The sequence below is a fragment of the Streptomyces sp. NPDC020742 genome, from assembly GCF_040641675.1.
Classification (GTDB): domain Bacteria; phylum Actinomycetota; class Actinomycetes; order Streptomycetales; family Streptomycetaceae; genus Streptomyces.
The window spans coordinates 59717-81759 of sequence record NZ_JBFAEA010000017.1; the positions used below are offsets into that span (position 1 = coordinate 59717).

21 protein-coding genes are annotated in these 22043 nt (G+C 69.9%); all 21 read left to right on the forward strand.

Annotated features, from left to right (window positions below; translation table 11 throughout):
* The first annotated feature begins 5 nt into the window (after positions 1–5).
* Positions 6–1082, forward strand: a complete 1077-nt coding sequence (gene thrC / locus AB0G84_RS25650) for a threonine synthase (RefSeq protein WP_361325191.1) — start codon at positions 6–8, stop codon at positions 1080–1082.
* A gap of 339 nt (positions 1083–1421) precedes the next feature.
* Positions 1422–2339, forward strand: a complete 918-nt coding sequence (gene thrB / locus AB0G84_RS25655) for a homoserine kinase (RefSeq protein WP_361325193.1) — start codon at positions 1422–1424, stop codon at positions 2337–2339.
* Positions 2340–2710: 371 nt separating this feature from the next.
* Complete coding sequence (rho, locus tag AB0G84_RS25660) at positions 2711–4729, forward strand: transcription termination factor Rho (RefSeq protein ID WP_361325196.1); 2019 nt, start codon at positions 2711–2713, stop codon at positions 4727–4729.
* 392 nt (positions 4730–5121) lie between these two features.
* Positions 5122–6243 (forward strand): LCP family protein, encoded by a 1122-nt coding sequence (locus tag AB0G84_RS25665; protein ID WP_361325199.1) that lies wholly within the window; start codon positions 5122–5124, stop codon positions 6241–6243.
* A gap of 175 nt (positions 6244–6418) precedes the next feature.
* Positions 6419–6640, forward strand: coding sequence for a 50S ribosomal protein L31 (rpmE, locus tag AB0G84_RS25670; protein ID WP_361325202.1), 222 nt, complete (start codon positions 6419–6421; stop codon positions 6638–6640).
* Between the two features lie 111 nt (positions 6641–6751).
* Positions 6752–7831, forward strand: a complete 1080-nt coding sequence (gene prfA, locus AB0G84_RS25675) for a peptide chain release factor 1 (RefSeq protein ID WP_361325205.1) — start codon at positions 6752–6754, stop codon at positions 7829–7831.
* Between the two features lie 55 nt (positions 7832–7886).
* On the forward strand, positions 7887–8732 hold the full coding sequence (gene prmC / locus AB0G84_RS25680; protein ID WP_361325208.1) for a peptide chain release factor N(5)-glutamine methyltransferase: 846 nt from the start codon (positions 7887–7889) through the stop codon (positions 8730–8732).
* A 70-nt stretch (positions 8733–8802) separates the two neighbouring features.
* Positions 8803–9450: an L-threonylcarbamoyladenylate synthase gene (locus tag AB0G84_RS25685; RefSeq protein WP_361325211.1), complete on the forward strand. Its 648-nt coding sequence runs from the start codon at positions 8803–8805 to the stop codon at positions 9448–9450.
* The gene (locus tag AB0G84_RS25690) at positions 9450–10166 is read left to right on the forward strand and encodes a protein-tyrosine-phosphatase (RefSeq protein ID WP_361325213.1); all 717 of its coding nucleotides are present in this window, start codon (positions 9450–9452) and stop codon (positions 10164–10166) included. The genes AB0G84_RS25685 and AB0G84_RS25690 overlap by 1 nt, the downstream gene beginning before the upstream one ends.
* A gap of 117 nt (positions 10167–10283) precedes the next feature.
* Positions 10284–11681, forward strand: coding sequence for a serine hydroxymethyltransferase (locus AB0G84_RS25695; RefSeq protein ID WP_361325215.1), 1398 nt, complete (start codon positions 10284–10286; stop codon positions 11679–11681).
* A gap of 121 nt (positions 11682–11802) precedes the next feature.
* Positions 11803–13131: an MraY family glycosyltransferase gene (locus AB0G84_RS25700; RefSeq protein ID WP_361325218.1), complete on the forward strand. Its 1329-nt coding sequence runs from the start codon at positions 11803–11805 to the stop codon at positions 13129–13131.
* A gap of 289 nt (positions 13132–13420) precedes the next feature.
* The gene (locus AB0G84_RS25705; protein ID WP_361325221.1) at positions 13421–13858 is read left to right on the forward strand and encodes a hypothetical protein; all 438 of its coding nucleotides are present in this window, start codon (positions 13421–13423) and stop codon (positions 13856–13858) included.
* Positions 13859–14137: 279 nt separating this feature from the next.
* Positions 14138–14932, forward strand: a complete 795-nt coding sequence (atpB, locus tag AB0G84_RS25710) for a F0F1 ATP synthase subunit A (RefSeq protein ID WP_361325456.1) — start codon at positions 14138–14140, stop codon at positions 14930–14932.
* Between the two features lie 77 nt (positions 14933–15009).
* Positions 15010–15261 carry an ATP synthase F0 subunit C gene (gene atpE, locus AB0G84_RS25715; protein WP_033266712.1) on the forward strand — a complete coding sequence of 84 codons (252 nt, stop codon included), beginning with the start codon at positions 15010–15012 and terminating at the stop codon, positions 15259–15261.
* Between the two features lie 39 nt (positions 15262–15300).
* Positions 15301–15867: a F0F1 ATP synthase subunit B gene (locus AB0G84_RS25720; protein ID WP_361325224.1), complete on the forward strand. Its 567-nt coding sequence runs from the start codon at positions 15301–15303 to the stop codon at positions 15865–15867.
* A complete protein-coding gene (locus AB0G84_RS25725; RefSeq protein WP_361325227.1) occupies positions 15864–16679 on the forward strand; it encodes a F0F1 ATP synthase subunit delta in 816 nt (271 codons plus the stop codon). Before AB0G84_RS25720 ends, AB0G84_RS25725 begins: the two co-directional genes overlap by 4 nt.
* Positions 16680–16892: 213 nt before the next feature.
* A complete protein-coding gene (atpA, locus tag AB0G84_RS25730; protein WP_361325230.1) occupies positions 16893–18485 on the forward strand; it encodes a F0F1 ATP synthase subunit alpha in 1593 nt (530 codons plus the stop codon).
* Positions 18486–18505: 20 nt separating this feature from the next.
* Positions 18506–19426 carry a F0F1 ATP synthase subunit gamma gene (locus tag AB0G84_RS25735; protein ID WP_361325233.1) on the forward strand — a complete coding sequence of 307 codons (921 nt, stop codon included), beginning with the start codon at positions 18506–18508 and terminating at the stop codon, positions 19424–19426.
* Positions 19427–19431: 5 nt separating this feature from the next.
* Positions 19432–20874: a F0F1 ATP synthase subunit beta gene (gene atpD / locus AB0G84_RS25740; RefSeq protein ID WP_361325234.1), complete on the forward strand. Its 1443-nt coding sequence runs from the start codon at positions 19432–19434 to the stop codon at positions 20872–20874.
* A 108-nt stretch (positions 20875–20982) separates the two neighbouring features.
* Entirely contained in the window at positions 20983–21366 is a 384-nt protein-coding gene (locus AB0G84_RS25745; protein ID WP_018087383.1) for a F0F1 ATP synthase subunit epsilon, read from the forward strand.
* Positions 21367–21511: 145 nt separating this feature from the next.
* On the forward strand, positions 21512–21955 hold the full coding sequence (locus AB0G84_RS25750) for a DUF2550 domain-containing protein (RefSeq protein WP_361325237.1): 444 nt from the start codon (positions 21512–21514) through the stop codon (positions 21953–21955).
* Positions 21956–22043: the final 88 nt, after the last annotated feature.

Sequence of the window (22043 nt, forward strand, 5' to 3'; positions counted from 1 at the left end):
AACCCATGTCTGCGAAGTCCACCGCCAGCCGTCAGTGGCGCGGAATCATCGAGGAATACCGTGACCGGCTTCCGGTCAGCGACACCACCGAGGTGGTCACCCTCCGGGAGGGCGGCACTCCCCTCGTGCCGGCCCAGGTGCTCTCCGAGCGCACCGGCTGTGAGGTGCATCTCAAGGTGGAGGGTGCCAACCCCACCGGTTCGTTCAAGGACCGAGGCATGACGATGGCCATCACCCGCGCCAAGGAGGAGGGCGCCAAGGCGGTCATCTGCGCCTCCACCGGCAACACCTCCGCCTCGGCCGCCGCCTATGCGGTCCGCGCCGGGATGGTCTGCGCCGTGCTCGTCCCGCAGGGCAAGATCGCGCTCGGCAAGATGGGCCAGGCGCTGGTGCACGGGGCGAAGATCCTCCAGATCGACGGGAATTTCGACGACTGCCTGACGCTCGCGCGGCGGCTGTCCGACAACTACCCGGTCGCACTTGTGAACTCCGTCAACCCGGTGCGCATCGAGGGCCAGAAGACCGCCGCCTTCGAAATCGTCGACATGCTCGACGACGCGCCCGACATCCATGTGCTGCCGGTCGGCAACGCCGGCAACATCACCGCGTACTGGAAGGGCTACCAGGAGTACGCGGCCGACGGCATCGCCTCCCGCGCCCCGCGGATGTGGGGCTTCCAGGCCTCCGGCAGTGCGCCCCTCGTGCGCGGTGAGGTCGTCAAGGACCCGACGACCATCGCCACCGCGATCCGCATCGGCAACCCCGCCTCGTGGGCCCACGCGGAGCGCGCGCGGGACGAGTCGGGCGGCTTCATCGACGATGTGACCGACCGTCAAATCCTGTCCGCCTACCGGCTGTTGGCCGCACAGGAGGGCGTCTTCGTGGAGCCCGCCTCGGCCGCCTCGGTGGCCGGTCTGCTCAAGGCGGCCGAGGAGGGCAAGGTCGACCCGGGTCAGCGCATCGTCTGCACGGTCACCGGCAACGGCCTCAAGGACCCCGACTGGGCGGTGGCCGGTGCGCCGCAGCCCGTCACGGTCCCGATCGACGCGGACGCCGCCGCCGAGCACCTCGGCCTCGCCTAGCCCGTCCGGCCGTACGCGCCGACCGGCGCGTGCGGCACCGGTGACGGGCCCGGCGAGGCCCGTCACCGCCCGCACAGCAAACTGTGCAAAGGCTGCAAAGTCCGCGGAAGGCGGCACCGAGGCACAGGAAGGCGCGCGACACGCATCGTGCGCCTCCTGTGCGCCCTATGTCGCGACAGAACCTTCCTTCGATAGGCTGGCAGCCAACTCCCCTCCCCACGGCATAACGCAGTGGTGTGCAGGGCAGGTCAGAACAGCCCCCATGAGCCGGCCCGGCACCTCGGTGCCGCGGCGCTCCGGGGCAGTACCGCAGCATCAATCAAGGAGAGTCATCGAGCGATGGCCGGTCCCGCGTTCCGCGCCGCCGCCGTCCGGGTGCGCACCCCCGCCACCAGCGCCAATCTCGGCCCCGGCTTCGATGCCCTGGGACTTTCCCTGGGCCTGTACGACGATGTCGTGGTGCGCGTCGCCGACTCCGGACTGCACATCGACATCGCAGGTGAGGGCGCCGACGGCCTGCCCCGCGACGAGAGCCACCTGCTCGTACGGTCGATGCGCGCGGCCTTCGAGCGGCTCGGCGGTCAGCCGCGCGGGCTGGAAATCGTCTGCGCCAACCGCATCCCGCACGGCCGGGGCCTGGGCTCCTCGTCGGCCGCCATCTGCGCCGGCATCGTCGCCGCCCGCGCCGTGACGATAGGCGGCGAGCAGAAGCTCGACGACTCCGCGCTGCTGGCGCTGGCCACCGAGATCGAGGGCCACCCCGACAACGTCGCCGCCTGCCTGCTCGGCGGCTTCACGCTCGCCTGGATGGACACCGGCGTCGCCCGGGCGATCCGGATGGATCCCGCCGATTCCATCGTTCCGGTGGTCTTCGTGCCCGGAAAGCCGGTGCTCACCGAGACCGCCCGCGGACTGCTGCCGCGCACCGTCCCGCATGTGGACGCCGCGGTCAACGCCGGTCGCGCCGCACTGCTCGTCGAGGCCCTGACCAGGCGCCCCGAGCTGCTGCTCGCCGCGACCGAGGACCGACTTCACCAGGAGTACCGCGCTCCCGCCATGCCGGAGAGCGTGGCCCTGGTGAACCGACTGCGCGCGGACGGCGTCCCCGCAGTCGTGTCCGGTGCGGGCCCGACGGTGCTCGCACTGGTCGAGGACGCGGCGGCCGAGAAGGTCGCGGCGCTGGCGGGCGAGGGGTGGGCGGCCAACCGGCTGACGCTCGACGCCACCGGGGCCTGCGTACTGCCGCTTGCGGGGTAGTGCACGCGTTGATCGACGATTGCCGGTCTTAGAGAGGGGGAATGTTTGTTGGATCCGGTAGTGTTAACCTCAAGTCAGTACTCGACGCCTGAGTGGCGCGGTGCTTCGTGTCCCCCATCGGGACCACTTTCCTCCGGGAGCCTCCCCAACTGCTTGGAGCCAAGGCCTGAGCAGTAGTGAGCACGCTTCGGAGTCGGCGTGACGACATGGCCACTCTGCATCTCTTCACGCCGGAGCCATGAACTGATCTCTCCGCCACTTCCGGCGGGACCACCGCCCCGGCCCGGTCCGCGAGACCCAGGACCCAGCCGGACAGCACAACCGGTCGCCGAGCCAGACAGGCCGACGCCCGCTCCAGGGAAGGACCCTTCGTGAGCGACACCACCGATCTGATGGGCGCGCGCACCGATGGCAGTGCCACCACGCCCGCCACGGACGCTCCCGCCGCGCCTGCAACCACGCGGCGCCGCCGCTCCGGCACCGGCCTCGAGGGCATGGTCCTGGCAGAGCTGCAGCAGGTCGCCTCCGGCCTCGGTATCAAGGGCACCGCGCGGATGCGCAAGAGCCAGCTGATCGAGGTCATCAAGGAGAAGCAGGCCGGGGGAACCTCCCAGGCCAAGACCGACGCGCCCGCCGACGCCGAGACCAAGCCCAAGCGCCGTTCCACCTCCAAGGCCCGCACCGGCGAGGACGCCGCGGAGCCGGCCGCCAAGGCGGAGAAGGCCGAGCGGGGCACCAAGGCCGCTGAGAAGGCCGGCGCCCAGCAGCAGATCGACATCCCCGGCCAGCCGGTCAGCGACGAGCAGCCGGCCGGTGAGCGCCGCCGGCGCCGTGCCACCGCGGCCGCGGGCAGCCCCGACTCCGCGGGCGACCTCAAGACCGACACCAAGGTCGAGGCGAAGACCGAGGTCAAGGCCGAGGCCAAGACCGACACCGGCGTCGCGCCGCAGGAGACCGGCGAGGGCCGGCCCGGCAAGGGCGAGCGCCAGGACCGCGGCGACCGCCAGGACCGCGGCCAGAAGGGCGGCGAGCGCGGTGAGCGCCGCCAGCGCGACCGTGACCGCCGCAAGGGCGACGCCGGCGACGGCGGCCAGGGCGGCCAGGGCGGGCAGCGCCAGCGGGACCGCCGCGACGACGACGACGACTTCGAGGGCGGCCGTCGTGGCCGTCGTGGCCGCTACCGCGACCGCCGGGGCCGTCGCGGGGGCCGCGAGGACTTCGGCAACGAGCCGCAGATCGCCGAGGACGACGTCCTGATCCCGGTCGCCGGCATCCTCGACATCCTCGACAACTACGCGTTCATCCGGACCTCCGGCTACCTGCCCGGTCCCAACGACGTGTACGTCTCCCTCGCCCAGGTCCGCAAGAACGGCCTGCGCAAGGGTGACCACGTCACCGGCGCGGTCCGGCAGCCCAAGGACGGCGAGCGGCGCGAGAAGTTCAACGCCCTGGTCCGGCTCGACACGGTCAACAGCGTGGCGCCCGAACAGGGCCGCGGACGGCCGGAGTTCGGGAAGCTGACGCCCCTTTACCCGCAGGAGCGGCTGCGCCTGGAGGGTGAGGCGGGCGGCCTGACGACCCGGATCATCGACCTGGTCGCACCGATCGGCAAGGGCCAGCGCGGTCTGATCGTGGCCCCGCCGAAGACCGGCAAGACCATGATCATGCAGGCGGTCGCCAATGCGATCACCCGCAACAACCCCGAGTGCCACCTGATGGTCGTCCTCGTCGACGAGCGTCCCGAAGAGGTCACCGACATGCAGCGGTCGGTCAAGGGCGAGGTCATCTCCTCGACCTTCGACCGCCCGGCCGAGGACCACACCACCGTCGCCGAGCTGGCCATCGAGCGTGCCAAGCGCCTGGTGGAGCTGGGTCACGACGTGGTCGTCCTGCTGGACTCGATCACCCGTCTGGGCCGTGCGTACAACCTCGCCGCCCCGGCCTCGGGCCGCATCCTGTCCGGTGGTGTCGACTCCACGGCGCTGTACCCGCCGAAGAAGTTCTTCGGTGCCGCGCGCAACATCGAGGACGGCGGCTCGCTGACCATCCTGGCCACCGCGCTGGTCGAGACCGGCTCGCGGATGGACGAGGTGATCTTCGAGGAGTTCAAGGGCACCGGCAACATGGAGCTCAAGCTCGACCGGAAGCTCGCGGACAAGCGCATCTTCCCGGCGGTGGACGTGGACGCGTCCGGTACCCGTAAGGAAGAGATCCTGATGGGCAGCGACGAGCTGGCCATCGTCTGGAAGCTGCGCCGGGTGCTGCACGCCCTGGACCAGCAGCAGGCCATCGAGCTGCTGCTGGACAAGATGAAGCAGACCAAGTCCAACGGTGAGTTCCTGCTGCAGATCCAGAAGACCACGCCGACCACGGGCAACGGCAACGACTGACGCCCCCGGAACGGTCCGCACGGCCCCCCTCGCCCCTCTGGGTGAGGGGGGCCGTGTGCATGGGTGCCCCGTACGGCGGGCACGGTCCGGTGCGCTGTGAGCCACGCCGCCCGGGGGCCGTCCACCGGCCGTCCCGCTTGAGACCTTCCGCACAGATCCGCACACGACGCAACGTTTTGGCCATGGCTGAAAACGGGACGAAAGGCCTGGTGAGGGAGGCGTAGGTCCCGATCTGCCGTCCTGGCCCCCCGAAGGTTTCTAAGAAACCGCTCATGAACTGCTGTGCAACCCTTCCGGTCGACCTCCCGTCTGACAAGGCGCAATGAGCCGTGACGGCATGCAGCGCGGCGGCGGCGAGGGGTAGCCGGGACCGAGCGAGGACTGAGGAGCAGATGGCGGACAGCAGTGGGACCGTGACGGCCGAAAGCCGAGCGCGCGGCATACGGGCCACGGGCCGCCGGCGCAAGGCGACCAGTCGGCGCCGCCGGGCGCTGACCATCACCGCGTGCGCGCTGACCAGCGCCGTGCTGCTCGGTGGTGCCGGACTCGGATACGTCTACTTCAAGCTCAACGGGAACCTGAAGGGCGTGGACATCAACGCCGCCCTCGGGCACGACCGGCCCAAGAACGTCGACGACGGGTCGATGGACATCCTCGTGATGGGGTCGGACTCCCGCGCCGGCAAGAACGGCGAGTACGGCCGGGACGAGGGCGGAGCGCGCTCGGACACCGCGATGATGGTGCACGTCTACAAGGGCCACAAGAAGGCCAGTGTGGTCAGCATCCCCCGGGACACCCTGATCAGCCGGCCCGACTGCACCAAGGACGGCAAGACGGTCCCCGGTGAGCGGCGGACGATGTTCAACACCGCGTTCGAGGTCGGCGGGCCGGCCTGCGCCGTGAAGACCGTCGAGTCGATCAGCGGCATCCGCATGGACCACTTCATCGAGGTCGACTTCACCGGCTTCAAGAAGCTCATCGACGCGCTGGGCGGGGTGGAGATCACCACCAGCAAGGCGATCGACGACAACAACAGTCACCTGCACCTGCAGCCCGGCAAGCACACCCTCGACGGCGAGCACGCGCTGGGCCTGGTGCGGACCCGGCACGGCGTCCCCGGCGGCGACGGCAGCGACCTCGGCCGCATCCAGCTCCAGCAGACCTTCCTCAAGGCCCTGATGGACCAGGTCAAGAACGTCGGGGTGCTCACCAACCCCACCAAGCTCTACGACATCGCCGACACCGCCACCAAGGCCATCACCACCGACACCGACCTGAACTCGGTCAGCGAACTGACCGGACTGGCCAAGAGCCTGGGCTCCATCGGGTCGGAGAACATCGACATGGTGACGCTGCCGGTGACCTACGACACCGCCAACCCCGACCGCGTGGTGCCGCTGACCCGCCAGTCCCAGCAGGTCTGGGACGCGCTGCGGCAGGACCAGGACATCCCCAAGTCCGCGATCAAGGGCTCGGCCGGTGACAAGGGCGGCACCAAGAACTACGTGAAGTAGCCGCGAAGCCGGGGCAGCACCCGCCCGCCCCGGCCCCGGGACCGGCGGGAATACCCACGCCCGCCCCCCGGTTTTGGGAGATGGGCCCAGTCCTGGCAGACTGGACCGTCGGCCCCGGTTCACGTGACGCAACCCGCGACACGACCCGGTGCACTCCCGAACCTAGGAGAATCCCTTGAAGCGCGACATCCACCCGGAGTACGTCGAGACCCAGGTCAGCTGCACCTGTGGCGCGTCCTTCACCACCCGTAGCACGGTCGGCGGCGGCAGCATCCGCGCCGACGTCTGCTCCGAGTGCCACCCGTTCTACACGGGCAAGCAGAAGATCATGGACACGGGCGGCCGCGTGGCCCGCTTCGAGGCCCGCTTCGGCAAGGGCGCCGCTGCCAAGAAGTAGCGACCCACAAGGCGCCGGTTCCCGGTCGCCCCTGTGCAAGGGGTGACCGGACCGGCGTCTTTGTTTGCGTCGTCCCCCGGTAGTCACAGCCAGCCAGCAGAGGAACCCACGATGTTCGAGGCGGTCGAGGAACTGATCGGCGAGCACGCCGATCTCGAGAAGCGGCTGGCCGACCCCGCGGTCCACGCCGACCAGCGCGAGGCCATGCGGCTCAACAAGCGCTACGCCGAGCTGTCTCCGATCATCGCGACCTACCGCGACTGGAAGCAGGCCGGCGACGACCTGGAGACCGCCCGGGAACTCAGCCAGGACGACCCGGACTTCGCCGACGAGGTCAAGGAGCTCGACGCCCGCCGCGAGGAACTGACCGAGAAGCTGCGGCTGCTGCTCGTCCCGCGCGACCCCAGCGACGACAAGGACGTCATCCTCGAGGTCAAGGCCGGCGAGGGCGGCGAGGAGTCCGCGCTGTTCGCCGGCGACCTGCTGCGGATGTACCTGCGCTACGCCGAGCGGGTCGGCTGGAAGACCGAGATCCTCGACGCCAACGAGTCCGACCTCGGCGGCTACAAGGACGTCCAGGTCGCCGTGAAGACCAAGGGCGGGGGCGGCGCCACCGAGCCCGGGCAGGGCGTCTGGGCCCGGCTGAAGTACGAGGGCGGGGTGCACCGCGTCCAGCGGGTGCCCGCCACCGAATCGCAGGGCCGGATCCACACCTCCGCGGCCGGTGTGCTGGTCACGCCCGAGGCCGAGGAGGTCGAGGTCGAGATCCAGGCCAACGACCTGCGGATCGACGTCTACCGCTCCTCGGGGCCCGGCGGCCAGTCCGTCAACACCACCGACTCCGCGGTGCGCATCACCCACCTGCCCACCGGCATCGTCGTCTCCTGCCAGAACGAGAAGAGCCAGCTCCAGAACAAGGAGCAGGCGCTGCGCATCCTGCGCTCCCGGCTGCTGGCCGCCGCCCAGGAGGAGGCCGAGCGCGAGGCGTCCGACGCCCGGCGCAGCCAGGTCCGCACCGTCGACCGCTCGGAGCGCATCCGCACGTACAACTTCCCCGAGAACCGCATTTCGGACCACCGGGTCGGCTTCAAGGCGTACAACTTGGACCAGGTGCTCGACGGCGAGCTGGACCCGGTCATCCAGGCGTGCGTCGACGCCGACTCGGCGGCCAAGCTCGCCGCCGCCCAGTAGGCCCGCACGGCCCCGCACGACCCGCTCGACCCTGTACGTACCGGCTGGAGGATCAGTGAACCTGCTGCTTGCCGAGGTGGCCCAGGCCACCCAGCGGCTGGCCGACGCCGGCGTGCCCTCACCCCGCTTCGACGCCGAGGAGCTCGCCGCGCATGTGCACGGCGTCAAGCGGAGCGAGCTGCACACGGTCCGCGACGCCGACTTCGACGCCCGCTACTGGGAGGCGATCGCCCGCCGCGAGGCCCGTGAACCGCTCCAGCACATCACCGGCCGGGCGTTCTTCCGCTACCTCGAACTCACCGTGGGGCCAGGGGTGTTCGTGCCCCGCCCGGAGACCGAGTCGGTGGTCGGCTGGGCGATAGACGCGGTACGGGCCATGGACGTCGTCGAGCCGCTGATCGTCGACCTGTGCACCGGTTCGGGCGCCATCGCACTGGCCCTGGCCCAGGAGGTGCCGCGCTCGCGGGTGCACGCCGTGGAGCTGTCCGACGACGCCCTGGAGTACGCCCGCAAGAACGTCGAGGGGTCCCGCGTCGTTCTCCATCACGGCGACGCGCTGACCGCGCTTCCCGAACTGGACGGGCAGGTCGACCTGGTCGTCTCCAACCCGCCGTACATCCCGCTGACCGAGTGGGAGTACGTCGCCCCCGAGGCGCGCGACCACGACCCCGAGTTGGCGCTGTTCTCGGGACAGGACGGCCTGGACACCATCCGCGGCATCGAGCGGACCGCACACCGCCTGCTGCGGCCCGGTGGTGTGGTCGTCATCGAGCACGCCGACACCCAGGGCGGACAGGTGCCGTGGATCTTCACCGAGGAGCGGGGCTGGGCCGATGCGGCCGACCACCCCGACCTCAACAAGCGGCCCCGCTTCGCCACCGCGCGCCGGGCGACGCCATGACGCGTCCCGCCCGCAGGCCCGATGCAGCCGATGCATCCGAAGTATTCGTTCCGCACGAGGAGGTCCCGTAATGGCACGGCGATACGACTGCAGCGACGCGACCGACCGCGCCACCGGTCTGCGCGAGGCCGCCTCGGCCGTCCGCCGCGGTGAGCTGGTCGTGCTGCCGACCGACACCGTCTACGGCGTCGGTGCGGACGCCTTCAGTGCCGAGGCCGTCGCCGACCTGCTGGAGGCCAAGGGCCGCGGCCGCGGGATGCCCTCCCCGGTCCTCGTCGGGTCCCCCAACACCCTGCACGGGCTGGTCACCGACTTCTCCGAGCAGGCCTGGGAGCTGGTCGACGCCTTCTGGCCCGGCGCGCTCACCCTCGTCGCCAAGCACCAGCCGTCGCTGACCTGGGACCTGGGCGAGACCCGGGGCACGGTCGCGGTGCGGATGCCGCTGCACCCCGTCGCGATCGAGCTGCTGACCGAGTTCGGCCCGATGGCCGTCTCCAGCGCCAACCTGACCGGCCACCCCTCCCCGCAGGACTGCGACGCCGCCCAGGAGATGCTGGGCGACTCGGTCTCGGTCTACCTCGACGGCGGCCCCACGCCCGCCGCCGTGCCGTCCTCGATCGTCGACGTCACCGGCAGGACCCCGGTGCTGCTGCGCGAGGGCGCGCTCAGCGCGGAGGAGCTGCGCAAGGTGGTACCCGAGCTCGAGGTGGCCAATTGATGGCGCCCCTGGGGCGCGGCATAGCGGAACCCGGCGACGACACCCCTCTTCCTCCGGTGCCGCACGCGCAGCCCGTCCCGTATCCCCCCACACCGTCCGTCCCGTACTTCCGGATCCTGCACGTCAGCACTGGCAACGTCTGCCGCTCGCCGATCACCGAGCGGCTGCACCGGCATGCCCTCCAGCGGCGGCTCGGCGGGTCCCACAGCGGCGGGCTGGTCGTGGAGAGCGCCGGCACCTGGGGTCATGAGGGCGCCCCGATGGAGGCGCACGCCGCGACGGTGCTCACCGACTACGGCGCCGACCCGGCCGGCTTCCTCGGCCGCGAGCTGCTCGACGAGCACGTCATCCGGGCCGACCTGGTGCTCACCGCCACCCGCGACCACCGCGCCCAGGTCATCTCCATGGGCCACTCCGCGGGCCTGCGCACCTTCACCCTCAAGGAGTTCAACCGGCTGGTGCGGGCCATAGACCCCGCCACCCTGCCCCACCCCGACCCGACCCGCCCCGACGGCGGGCTGGTCGAGCGGGCCCGCGCACTGGTGGGGGCCGCCGCGGCGCTGCGCGGCTGGCTGCTCGCGCCCAACCCGGAGTCCGACGAGGTCTACGACCCCTACGGGGCGCCCATCACGTTCTTCCGCTCCATCGGCGACGAGATCAACCAGGCGCTGGACCCGGTCGTGACGGCCCTGACGGGGGTCCCCGCACGGGCGTAGCGGGCCCCTGGGCGCCGCTGTGGCGCCCTGCGGGCCCCGGGCGGACCGCACACCGCGCTCGATCGCCCCGGCGCGCCTACATTGGGACTACGTCCCGTACGAGGCCCGGAGCCAGCGATGCCCGCCACCACCGCGTCACCCCGCAGCGAGTCACCGGCCGGCCGTGCCCCGGCCGCCGAGTCCGCCGCCGGCACCGCAGCCGGTGAGCCCGAGGCGATCGGGGAGCGGGCCCGGGCGGCCGCCCCGGAGGGCGTCACCGCACCGGCCGGCGCACCGGACTTCGCCGCGCTGCTGCGCCAGGACCCCGAGATCGCCGGCGTACTGCTCGGCGAGAGCGCCCGCCAGTGCGACGGGCTCCAGCTGATCGCCGCGGAGAACTTCACCTCACCGGCCGTGCTGGCCGCCCTGGGCTCCCCGCTGGGCAACAAGTACGCCGAGGGCTACCCGGGTGCCCGGCACCACGGCGGCTGCGAGATCGTCGACCTCGCCGAGCGGATCGCGGTGGAGCGCGCCAAGGCCCTCTTCGGTGCCGAACACGCCAATGTTCAGGCCCATTCCGGCTCTTCGGCCGTGCTGGCCGCCTACGCCGCCCTGCTGCGTCCCGGTGACACCGTGCTGGCCATGTCGCTGCCGCACGGCGGTCACCTCACCCACGGCTCGCCCGCCAACTTCTCCGGCCGCTGGTTCGACTTCGCCGGCTACGGCGTCGACGAGGAGACCGGGCTGCTGGACTACGACGCGATCCGCGACCTGGCCCGCGCCCGTCGCCCCAAGGCGATCGTCTGCGGCTCGATCTCCTACCCCCGGCACATCGACTACGCCGCCTTCCGCGACATCGCCGACGAGACCGGCGCGTACCTGATCGCCGACGTCGCGCACCCGCTCGGCCTGATCGCCGGGGGAGCGGCGCCCAGCCCGGTCCCGTACGCCCATGTGGTGTGCGGCACCACCCACAAGGTGCTGCGCGGGCCGCGCGGCGGGCTGATCCTCTGCGGCGCGAAGCTGGCCGAGCGGATCGACCGCGCGGTGTTCCCCTTCACCCAGGGGGGCGCGCAGATGAACGCGGTCGCCGCCAAGGCCGTCGCCTTCGCGGAGGCCGCCACGCCCGCCTTCGCCGCATACGCCCGCCAGGTCACCGCCAACGCCGCCGCGCTCGCCACGGCGCTGGCCGGACAGGGGCTGACGATCACCACCGGCGGTACCGACACCCACCTGATCACCGCCGACACCGCGCCCCTCGGGCTGGACGCGCGCACCGCGCGGGGCCGGCTGGCGGCGGCCGGGATCGTCCTGGACACCTGCGCGCTGCCCTGCGCCGGTGCGGGCCCGGACCGCCGGACCGGGATCCGGTTGGGCACCGCGGCGGTGACCACGCAGGGGATGGGCGAGGTGGAGATGCGCCGGATCGCGGAGGTGATCGCGGCGGCGCTGCGGCAGGAGGGCACGGCCCGCTCCCGGACGATCGCGCTGGTCCACGGCTTCCCGCCATATCCGGCTTGTCCCGACCTCGGGTGAGGCCGGGAACCGTCTGCCGGCGGGGGGCGTCCTTCTCCGTGTTCACCTGTATTCACGGCCAGGGGGTCGACACGCATAGGGTGTGGGGCTGTGATGGCCAGCTATACCTCTGGGGCAGCCCGTGCGTGAATACCTGCTGACGCTGTGCGTCACGGCCGCGGTCACCTATCTCCTGACCGGGCCGGTGCGGAAGTTCGCGATCGCGGCCGGCGCGATGCCGGAGATCCGCGCGCGTGATGTGCACCGCGAGCCGACTCCACGGCTCGGCGGGATCGCCATGTTCGGCGGGCTGTGCGCCGGTCTGCTGGTCGCCTCGCACCTGACCAACCTCAAGAGCGTCTTCGCCAGCTCCAACGAGCCACGGGCGCTGTTGTCGGGTGCCGCGCTGATCTGGATCCTCGGCGTGCTGGACGACAAGTGGGGCGTGGACGCGCTGGTCAAGCTGGGCGGCCAGATGATCGCCGCCGGCGTGATGGTCCTCCAGGGCCTGACGATCCTGTGGATCCCGATCCCCGGCGTCGGCACGGTCTCGCTGACCCCGATGCAGGGCACCCTGCTCACCGTCGCGCTAGTGGTGATCACCATCAACGCGGTGAACTTCGTCGACGGCCTGGACGGGCTGGCCTCCGGCATGGTGTGCATCGCCGCCGCGGCGTTCTTCATGTACGCCTACCGGATGTGGTTCGGCTACGGCATCGAGGCCGCCGCGCCCGCAACGCTGTTCTCGGTCGTCCTGATGGGCATGTGCCTGGGCTTCCTGCCGCACAACATGCACCCCGCGCGGATCTTCATGGGCGACTCCGGCTCGATGCTGATCGGCCTGGTGATGGCGGCCGGCGCGGTCTCGGTGACCGGCCAGGTCGACCCGGACCTGCTCAATGTGAAGGCGGGCGGTCTGCGTGAGGCGACCCACGCGATGGTGCCGGTCTACATCCCGCTGCTGCTGCCGCTGACGATCATCGCGGTGCCGGTCGCCGACCTGATCCTGGCGATCGTCCGCCGCACCTGGCAGGGCCAGTCGCCGTTCGCCGCCGACCGCGGCCACCTCCACCACCGGCTGCTGGAGATCGGGCACTCGCACAGCCGGGCGGTGCTGATCATGTACTTCTGGTCGGCGCTGATCGCCTTCGGCGCGGTCGCCTACTCCGCGAACAACGCCAGCATGTGGATCGTGCTGGGCATCGTGCTGCTGAGCGCGGTGGGGCTGGTGCTGCTCCTGCTGCCGCGCTTCACGCCGCGGGCACCGCGCTGGGCGGAGCGGATGGTTCCGCCGCGCTACCGGAGGGTCGCCCGTACGGTCCTGGCGGGGGTGCCGGCGGGCGGCGGTGAGGGTGCCGAGGCGGCGGCCGAGGAGGAGCACGAACCGGTCCCGGCGGGCATCAACGGGGCCACCGCGATCGGCGACCGGTCACGCTTCGTGGACCGCCGACGGGCGGACAGTCACCACTGATCCCGAGGTTCAGTCCCTCGAACGGGGCGTGGAAATCGGGCTTGTTGACCCCATACCAGACAAAAGGCCTCGGGTCAGTGCACCAACGCGCAGGTTCACGCTCAGGTGTGACAGGGTCCACACGAACCAGGTAAAGACCTCATCAAATAGTTTGTGATACCGTTCACGAAACCCGGCGACAGAGCCGAAGGACCGTAGTGCGACTGTCCTTGGGCCGCAGGTAACGCCTCAGGCCGGGTCTACGCTCGTCCCTGACGACAACGCCCCCACCTTTTGCCGGAGCGCCGCCATGCAGTCACATGACGCCCGACTACTCCTTCACGCCGTTGTGCCCACGCTCGCCCTCGGCGCCATCGCCGTTGCCGTGAGCGCAGTGGTCGCCGGCGCGACGGGAGCGATCGGCGCCGTCATCGGCACTGCCCTGGTGGTGCTCGTGATGGGGGCCGGCCTGCTCGTCCTGCAGAAGACCGCGAGGAACCTCCCGCAGCTGTTCCAGATGATGGGGCTGCTGCTCTACACGACGCAGATCCTGTTCGTGCTGTTCTTCCTGCTCGCCTTCAAGGACACAACGCTGTTCGACACCAAGGCATTTGCGTTCACGCTGCTCGGTGCCACCCTCGTGTGGATCGCGGCGCAGACCCGCGGCCATATGAAGGCAAAGATTCTGTACGTGGACCCCGACTCCGCCGAGTCGCAGAAGGCGGAGACGGCGGGGTCGCCGACGTGACACGTAGGGCCGAGATAAATGCCCTCATGCGGGCCTGCTATCGTCCGGTGCCAACTGCGGCACAGTTGGCGCAGGCGGCTGAGCTCCCGAGTTCCGCGGGACGGGACGGGATGATCTCGCGGCCGATGCCTGCGATCCGGTCCGGCCCAGCGCCGGCCAGCCGCCCCCTAATCCGTAAGACCAGTCCAGTGCCGCTCCGTGGCTCAACGCCGCGCCGACACAACGAGGTTGCCGTACCCATGCGCCACGCTGAAGGAGCTCGCGGTGAGTGCTGACACGATGCTCGCCTTCGAGGCCGACTGCCACATCTTTTCCGGGTGCGGCTTCGACGCTCCCGGGCTCCATAACTTCGTCTTCAAGCCGCTGTTCACGATCGGCGGCTACGAGTTCAACAAGCCGATGCTGCTGGCGCTGCTCAGCACGGTCGTGGTGGTCGGCTTTTTCTGGGCCGCATTCGGCAAGGCGAAGGTGGTTCCCGGAAAGCTGCAGATGGTCGGCGAGGCGGGTTACGACTTCGTACGCCGCGGACTCGTCTATGACGCGCTCGGGAAGAAGGAGGGCGACAAGTACGTCCCCTTCATGGTCTCGCTGTTCTTCTTCGTGTGGATCATGAACATCTGGTCGATCATTCCGGTCGCCGCCTTCCCGGTCACGTCGGTCATCGCCTTCCCCGTCGGTCTCGCGGCGATCGTCTACATCCTGTGGGTCTACCTGACCTTCAAGAAGCACGGCTTCGTCGGCGGCCTGAAGAACATCACCGGCTATGACAAGTCGCTCGGCTGGGTGCTGCCGCTGATCGTGGTCATCGAGTTCCTCTCGAACATGATCATCCGCCCGTTCACCCACGCGGTCCGGCTCTTCGCGAACATGTTCGCCGGCCACCTGCTGATCCTGATGTTCACCATCGCCAGCTGGTACCTGCTGAACGGCGTCGGTTACGTCTACGCAGGCGCCTCGTTCCTGATGACCCTCGCGATGACGGCCTTCGAGCTCTTCATCCAGGCGGTCCAGGCGTACGTCTTCGTCCTCCTGGCCTGCAACTACGTCCAGGGCGCGCTCGCCGAGCACCACTGAGCGCCCGTCTCCCCGCACCCAACAGCTGTCCGGTGGCCAACCCCCACCGGTCCGTGAAATGAGAAGGAAGTAACGGCATGTCCGCTGCTCTCGAGACCGTCAACCTCGCCTCCGCGAACGCCTTCACCGGCAGCGCCAGCGCGATTGGCTACGGCCTTGCTGCCATCGGCCCTGGCGTCGGCGTCGGCATCATCTTCGGTAACGGCACCCAGGCCCTGGCCCGCCAGCCCGAGGCCGCCGGTCTGATCCGCACCAACCAGATCATGGGTTTCGCCTTCTGTGAGGCGCTCGCCCTCATCGGCATCGTCATGGGCTTCGTTTTCAAGTAAACGAAACCCTCGACACCCCCTCAGACGGAAGGCACTGATGTGAACGCCCTGGTCCCCATGGCGGCGGAGGTTCCCGAGAACCCCCTGATCCCGCCGATTCCAGAGCTGGTCATCGGCCTGATCGCTTTCTTCATCGTCTTCGGCATCCTCGCCAAGAAGCTCCTCCCGAACATCAACAAGGTTCTGGACGAGCGCCGGAAGCAGATCGAAGGCCGGATGGAAAAGGCCGAAGCGCTTCAGGTCGAGGCCCAGCAGGTGCTCGCGGACTACCGGGCACAGCTGGCCGACGCCCGCCACGAGGCCGCGCGTCTGCGTCAGGAGGCGCAGGAGCAGGGCGCGACGCTCATCGCTGAGATGCGCGCCGAGGGCCAGCGGCAGCGTGAGGAGATCATCGCTGCCGGTCACGCCCAGATCGAGGCGGACCGTAAGCAGGCTGCGCAGTCGCTGCGTCAGGACGTGGGCACGCTCGCCACCGACCTGGCCGGCAAGCTCGTCGGCGAGTCCCTGGAGGACCACGCCCGGCAGAGCCGGACCATCGACCGCTTCCTCGACGAGCTCGAGTCCAAGGCGGCGTCGGACGCGACGAAGGCTGAGGCCGGCCGATGAACGGAGCGAGCCGCGAGGCACTCGCCTCCGCACGCGAGCGCCTCGACGCGCTGACGGACGACACGGCCGTCGACGCGGCGAAGCTCGCCGAGGAGCTGGCTGCCGTCACCGCTCTGCTCGACCGCGAGGTGTCGCTGCGTCGGGTCCTGACCGACCCGGCGCAGGCCGGCGAGGCGCGGGCCGAACTGGCGCAGCGGCTGTTCGGCAGCCGGATCGGCGGCCCCGCCGCCGATCTGCTCACCGGCATGGTCCGCTCCCGCTGGTCGCGCTCGCGTGACCTGGCGGACGCGATCGAGGAGCTGTCCTACAGCGCCGACCTCGCCGCGGCCCAGCGCACCGGTGCGCTCGACGACGTCGAGGACGAGCTGTTCCGGTTCGGCCGGATCGTCAGCTCCAACGGCGAGCTGCGCCGGGCGCTGACCGACCGGAACGCGGCCGTTCCGGCCAAGACGGAGCTGCTGCACTCGCTGCTGGGCGGCCGGGCCAACCCGGTCACCGAGCGGATCGTGATCCGTCTTGTCGCACAGCCGCGGAGCCGTAGCCTGGAAGCGGGGCTCGACGCCCTCTCCAAGCTGGCGGCGCACCGCCGGGACCGCGTGGTCGCGGTGGTCACCTCCGCGGTGCCCCTCAGCGAAGGGCAGCGGGAGCGGCTGAGCGCCTCCCTGGCCGCGCTGTACGGCCGGCAGATCCACCTGAACGTCGACGTGGACCCCGAGGTCCTCGGCGGTGTGCAGGTCCGGATCGGCGACGAGGTCATCAACGGGACCATCGCGGCGCGCCTCGAAGAGGCGTCCCGGCGGATGGCCGGCTGACCCAGCCACCAACTCAAGAGCTGCACAACCGGCGGACAGACACCGGACCAGCCGGCCGGACCGAGAGGTCCGGCTGCGGTCCGGAAGAACCCCGGGGACCAGCACCAGCATGACGGCGGCCCGAGTTGGGCCGTAAGCGGAAACCCCCTGGGGGACAGCCCCCCAGACACCCGCAAGTAACTTCGGGCCCAACAAGGAGAGCAGGGAACCCAGATGGCGGAGCTCACGATCCGGCCGGAGGAGATCCGGGACGCGCTGGAGAACTTCGTCCAGGCGTACAAGCCGGACGCGGCCTCGCGCGAGGAGGTCGGCACGGTAAGCGAGGCCGGAGACGGCATCGCGAAGGTCGAGGGCCTTCCCTCGGCGATGGCGAACGAGCTGCTGAAGTTCGAGGACGGCACGCTCGGTCTTGCGCTGAACCTGGAAGAGCGCGAGATCGGTGCGGTGGTCCTCGGTGAGTTCAGCGGCATCGAGGAGGGCCAGCCGGTGCAGCGCACCGGTGAGGTGCTCTCGGTCGCCGTGGGCGAGGGCTACCTCGGCCGCGTCGTCGACCCGCTGGGCAACCCGATCGACGGCCTCGGCGAGATCGAGTCCGAGGGCCGCCGCGCCCTGGAGCTGCAGGCCCCGGGCGTCATGGTCCGTAAGTCGGTCCACGAGCCCATGGAGACCGGCTACAAGGCCGTCGACTCCATGGTGCCGATCGGCCGTGGCCAGCGTCAGCTGATCATCGGTGACCGCCAGACCGGCAAGACCGCCCTGGCCGTCGACACGATCATCAACCAGCGCGACAACTGGCGCTCGGGCGACCCGAAGAAGCAGGTCCGCTGCATCTACGTCGCCATCGGCCAGAAGGGCTCCACCATCGCGTCCGTGCGCGGTGCGCTGGAGGAGGCCGGCGCCCTGGAGTACACCACCATCGTCGCCGCCCCGGCGTCCGACCCGGCGGGCTTCAAGTACCTGGCGCCCTACACCGGCTCGGCCATCGGCCAGCACTGGATGTACCAGGGCAAGCACGTCCTGATCATCTTCGACGACCTCTCGAAGCAGGCCGACGCCTACCGCGCCGTGTCCCTGCTGCTGCGCCGTCCGCCGGGCCGTGAGGCCTACCCGGGCGACGTCTTCTACCTGCACTCGCGTCTGCTGGAGCGCTGCGCCAAGCTCTCCGACGAGATGGGCGCCGGCTCGATGACCGGTCTGCCGATCGTCGAGACCAAGGCGAACGACGTGTCGGCGTTCATCCCGACCAACGTCATCTCCATCACCGACGGCCAGTGCTTCCTGGAGTCGGACCTCTTCAACGCCAACCAGCGTCCCGCGCTGAACGTCGGTATCTCCGTCTCCCGTGTCGGTGGTTCCGCCCAGCACAAGGCGATGCGCCAGGTTTCCGGCCGCCTCCGTGTGGACCTCGCCCAGTACCGCGAGCTGGAGGCGTTCGCCGCCTTCGGTTCCGACCTGGACGCGGCCTCCAAGGCGCAGCTGGAGCGCGGCAAGCGGATGACCGAGCTGCTCAAGCAGCCGCAGTACAGCCCGTACGCCACCGAGGACCAGGTCGTCTCCATCTGGGCCGGCACCAACGGCAAGATGGACGACGTCCCGGTCGAGGACATCCGCCGCTTCGAGCGGGAGCTCCTCGACCACCTCCACCGGGAGAAGAAGGACCTGCTGACCAGCATCCGCGAGGGCGCCAAGATGTCCGACGACACCATCGGTGCGATCGCCGAGGCCGTCGACGGCTTCAAGCGGCAGTTCGAGACCTCGGACGGCAAGCTGCTCGGCGAGGACGCCCCGGCCGGCACCAGCAAGTGACGACGGAAGGGACCTGATCCATGGGAGCCAAGCTCCGGGTCTACAAGCGTCGCATCCGCTCCGTCACCGCGACCAAGAAGATCACCAAGGCGATGGAGATGATCGCCGCCTCGCGCGTCGTCAAGGCGCAGCGCCAGGTGGCGGCGTCGACGCCGTACGCGAGTGAACTGACCCGCGCGGTGACAGCGGTTGCCACGGGCTCGAACACCCAGCACCCGCTGACGACCGAGGCGGAGAAGCCCTCGCGGGCCGCCCTGCTGCTCATCACGAGCGACCGCGGTCTGGCCGGCGGCTACTCCTCCAACGTCATCAAGGCCGCGGAGCAGCTCACCGAGCGGCTCAAGGCCGAGGGCAAGGAGGTCGACGCCTACATCGTCGGCCGCAAGGGTGTGTCGTACTACAGCTTCCGCGAGCGCAAGGTCGTGGAGTCGTGGACCGGCTTCACCGACAACCCGACGTACGGGGACGCCAAGGCGATCGCCGCACCGCTCATCGACGCCGTCCAGCAGGACACCGCCGAGGGCGGGGTGGACGAACTCCACATCGTCACCACCGAGTTCATCTCGATGATGACGCAGACGGCGATCGACGACCGGCTGCTGCCGCTCAGCCTCGACAAGGCGGTGGCGGAGTCCGAGGAGACGGCCAAGGGCGAGATCCTTCCGCTGTTCGACTTCGAGCCGTCGGCCGAGGACGTCCTGGACGCCCTGCTTCCGCGGTATGTCGAGTCGCGGATCTACAACGCGCTCCTGCAGGCCGCCGCCTCCAAGCACGCCGCCACGCGTCGTGCGATGAAGTCGGCGACCGACAACGCAGAAGAGCTCATCAAGTCGCTCTCGCGGCTTGCCAATGAGGCCCGACAGGCCGAAATCACCCAGGAAATCAGCGAGATCGTCGGTGGCGCCAGTGCTCTGGCCGACGCGACCGCGGGGAGTGACTGACCACTATGACCACCACTGTTGAAACGGCCACGGCAACGGGCCGCGTCGCCCGGGTCATCGGCCCGGTCGTCGACGTGGAGTTCCCCGTCGACGCGATGCCGGAGATCTACAACGCGCTGACCGTCGAGGTCTCTGACCCGGCCGACGCCGGCAAGAAGAAGACCCTGACCCTTGAGGTCGCCCAGCACCTGGGTGAGGGCCTGGTCCGCGCGATTTCGATGCAGCCCACCGACGGTCTGGTCCGCCAGGCCCCGGTGACCGACACCGGCACGGGCATCACCGTCCCCGTCGGCGACATCACCAAGGGCAAGGTGTTCAACACCCTCGGTGAGATCCTGAACAAGCCGGAGGCGGCGTCCGAGGTCACCGAGCGCTGGGCGATCCACCGCAAGGCCCCGACCTTCGACCAGCTCGAGTCCAAGACCGAGATGTTCGAGACCGGCATCAAGGTCATCGACCTGCTGACCCCGTACGTCAAGGGCGGCAAGATCGGTCTGTTCGGTGGTGCCGGTGTCGGCAAGACCGTTCTGATCCAGGAAATGATCTACCGCGTGGCCAACAACCACGACGGTGTGTCGGTGTTCGCCGGTGTCGGCGAGCGCACCCGTGAGGGCAACGACCTGATCGAGGAGATGACGGACTCCGGCGTCATCGACAAGACCGCGCTGGTCTTCGGTCAGATGGACGAGCCGCCGGGCACCCGTCTGCGGGTCGCCCTGGCCGGTCTGACCATGGCGGAGTACTTCCGCGATGTGCAGAAGCAGGACGTGCTCTTCTTCATCGACAACATCTTCCGGTACACCCAGGCGGGTTCCGAGGTGTCGACCCTGCTCGGCCGTATGCCCTCCGCGGTGGGTTACCAGCCGAACCTGGCCGACGAGATGGGTCTCCTCCAGGAGCGCATCACCTCGACCCGTGGTCACTCGATCACCTCCATGCAGGCGATCTACGTGCCCGCGGACGACCTGACCGACCCGGCGCCGGCCACCACCTTCGCCCACCTGGACGCGACCACCGTTCTGTCGCGTCCGATCTCGGAGAAGGGCATCTACCCGGCGGTGGACCCGCTGGACTCGACGTCCCGGATCCTGGACCCCCGCTACATCTCGCAGGACCACTACGACTGCGCCTCGCGCGTCAAGACGATCCTGCAGAAGTACAAGGACCTCCAGGACATCATCTCGATTCTGGGTATGGACGAGCTCGGCGAGGAGGACCGGCTCACGGTCTACCGCGCCCGGCGTATCGAGCGGTTCCTGTCGCAGAACACCCACGTGGCCAAGCAGTTCACCGGTGTGGACGGCTCGGACGTGCCGCTGGACGAGTCGATCGCGGCCTTCAACGCGATCGCCGACGGCGAGTTCGACCACTACCCGGAGCAGGCCTTCTTCATGTGCGGTGGTCTTGAGGACCTCAAGAACAACGCCAAGGAGCTGGGCGTCTCCTGACCCCGGCGCCGGCACCGGGGGCGGCCCTGGCCGCCCCCGGCCCGTACGACCACTAGTATTTGACCCAACATCTGCCACACCAGGCAGGTGGAGACCCGAGGAGCCATCGTGGCTGAGCTGCACGTCGAGTTGGTCGCCGCGGACCGTCAGGTCTGGTCCGGCGAGGCCAGCCTGGTCGTCGCGCGCACCTCGTCGGGCGACATCGGCGTCATGCCCGGACACCAGCCGCTGCTCGGCGTGCTGCAGTCGGGCCCGGTGACGATTCGTACGACCGGCGAGAGCGGGGACGGCACCGTCGTCGCCGCCGTGCACGGCGGCTTCATTTCGTTCGCCGACAACAAGCTGTCTCTGCTCGCGGAGATCGCCGAGCTGTCGGACGAGATCGATGTCCAGCGCGCGGAGCGGGCCCTGGAGCGAGCGAAGTCGGACGCTGACGCGGCCGCCGAGCGTCGCGCCGATGTCCGGCTGCGTGCGGTGACGGGCGTTCACTGAGCCCCGTCGCCGACGAGATCGATCCTCAGCCGCGGGCTGCCCGGTTCTCCGGAGCGGTCCGCGGCTGAGGCAATGCAGGTGCGTGTCCCGCCCCCACGCCCGAACGGCGCGGGGGGACCCCATCGAGGCGAGGAGGTCGGTCGACATGGTCCTCGCTCTGTCCGTGAGCGGCGCGGTCGTGGTGCTGGTGCTGCTGGGGCTGTTCGTCTTCGGCCTGAGGCGGCGGCTGATCCAGCGGTCCGGCGGCACCTTCGACTGCAGCCTGCGCTGGAACGTGGCGGAGAACGAGCCCAGCGGCAAGGGCTGGATCTACGGTGTGGCGCGCTATGACGGAGACCGGGTCGAGTGGTTCCGGGTGTTCTCCTACGCCCCCCGGCCCCGCCGTCTGCTGGAGCGTTCCGCCATCGAGGTCCTGGAACGCCGCACCCCGCAGGGCGAGGAGGAGCTGGCGCTGCTCTCCGACTCCCTCGTGCTGGCCTGCCGGCACCGCGGCACCCGCCTGGAGCTGGCGATGAGTGAGGACGCCCTCACCGGCTTCCTGGCCTGGCTGGAGGCAGCACCGCCCGGCCAACGAGTCAATGTGGCGTAAGTAGAGGGTTCTCGTTGGTTGGGGGTGCCCCCGGGCGAAGTCTGGGGGAGAGTCAATGTGGCGTAAGTAGAGGGTTCTCGTTGGTTGG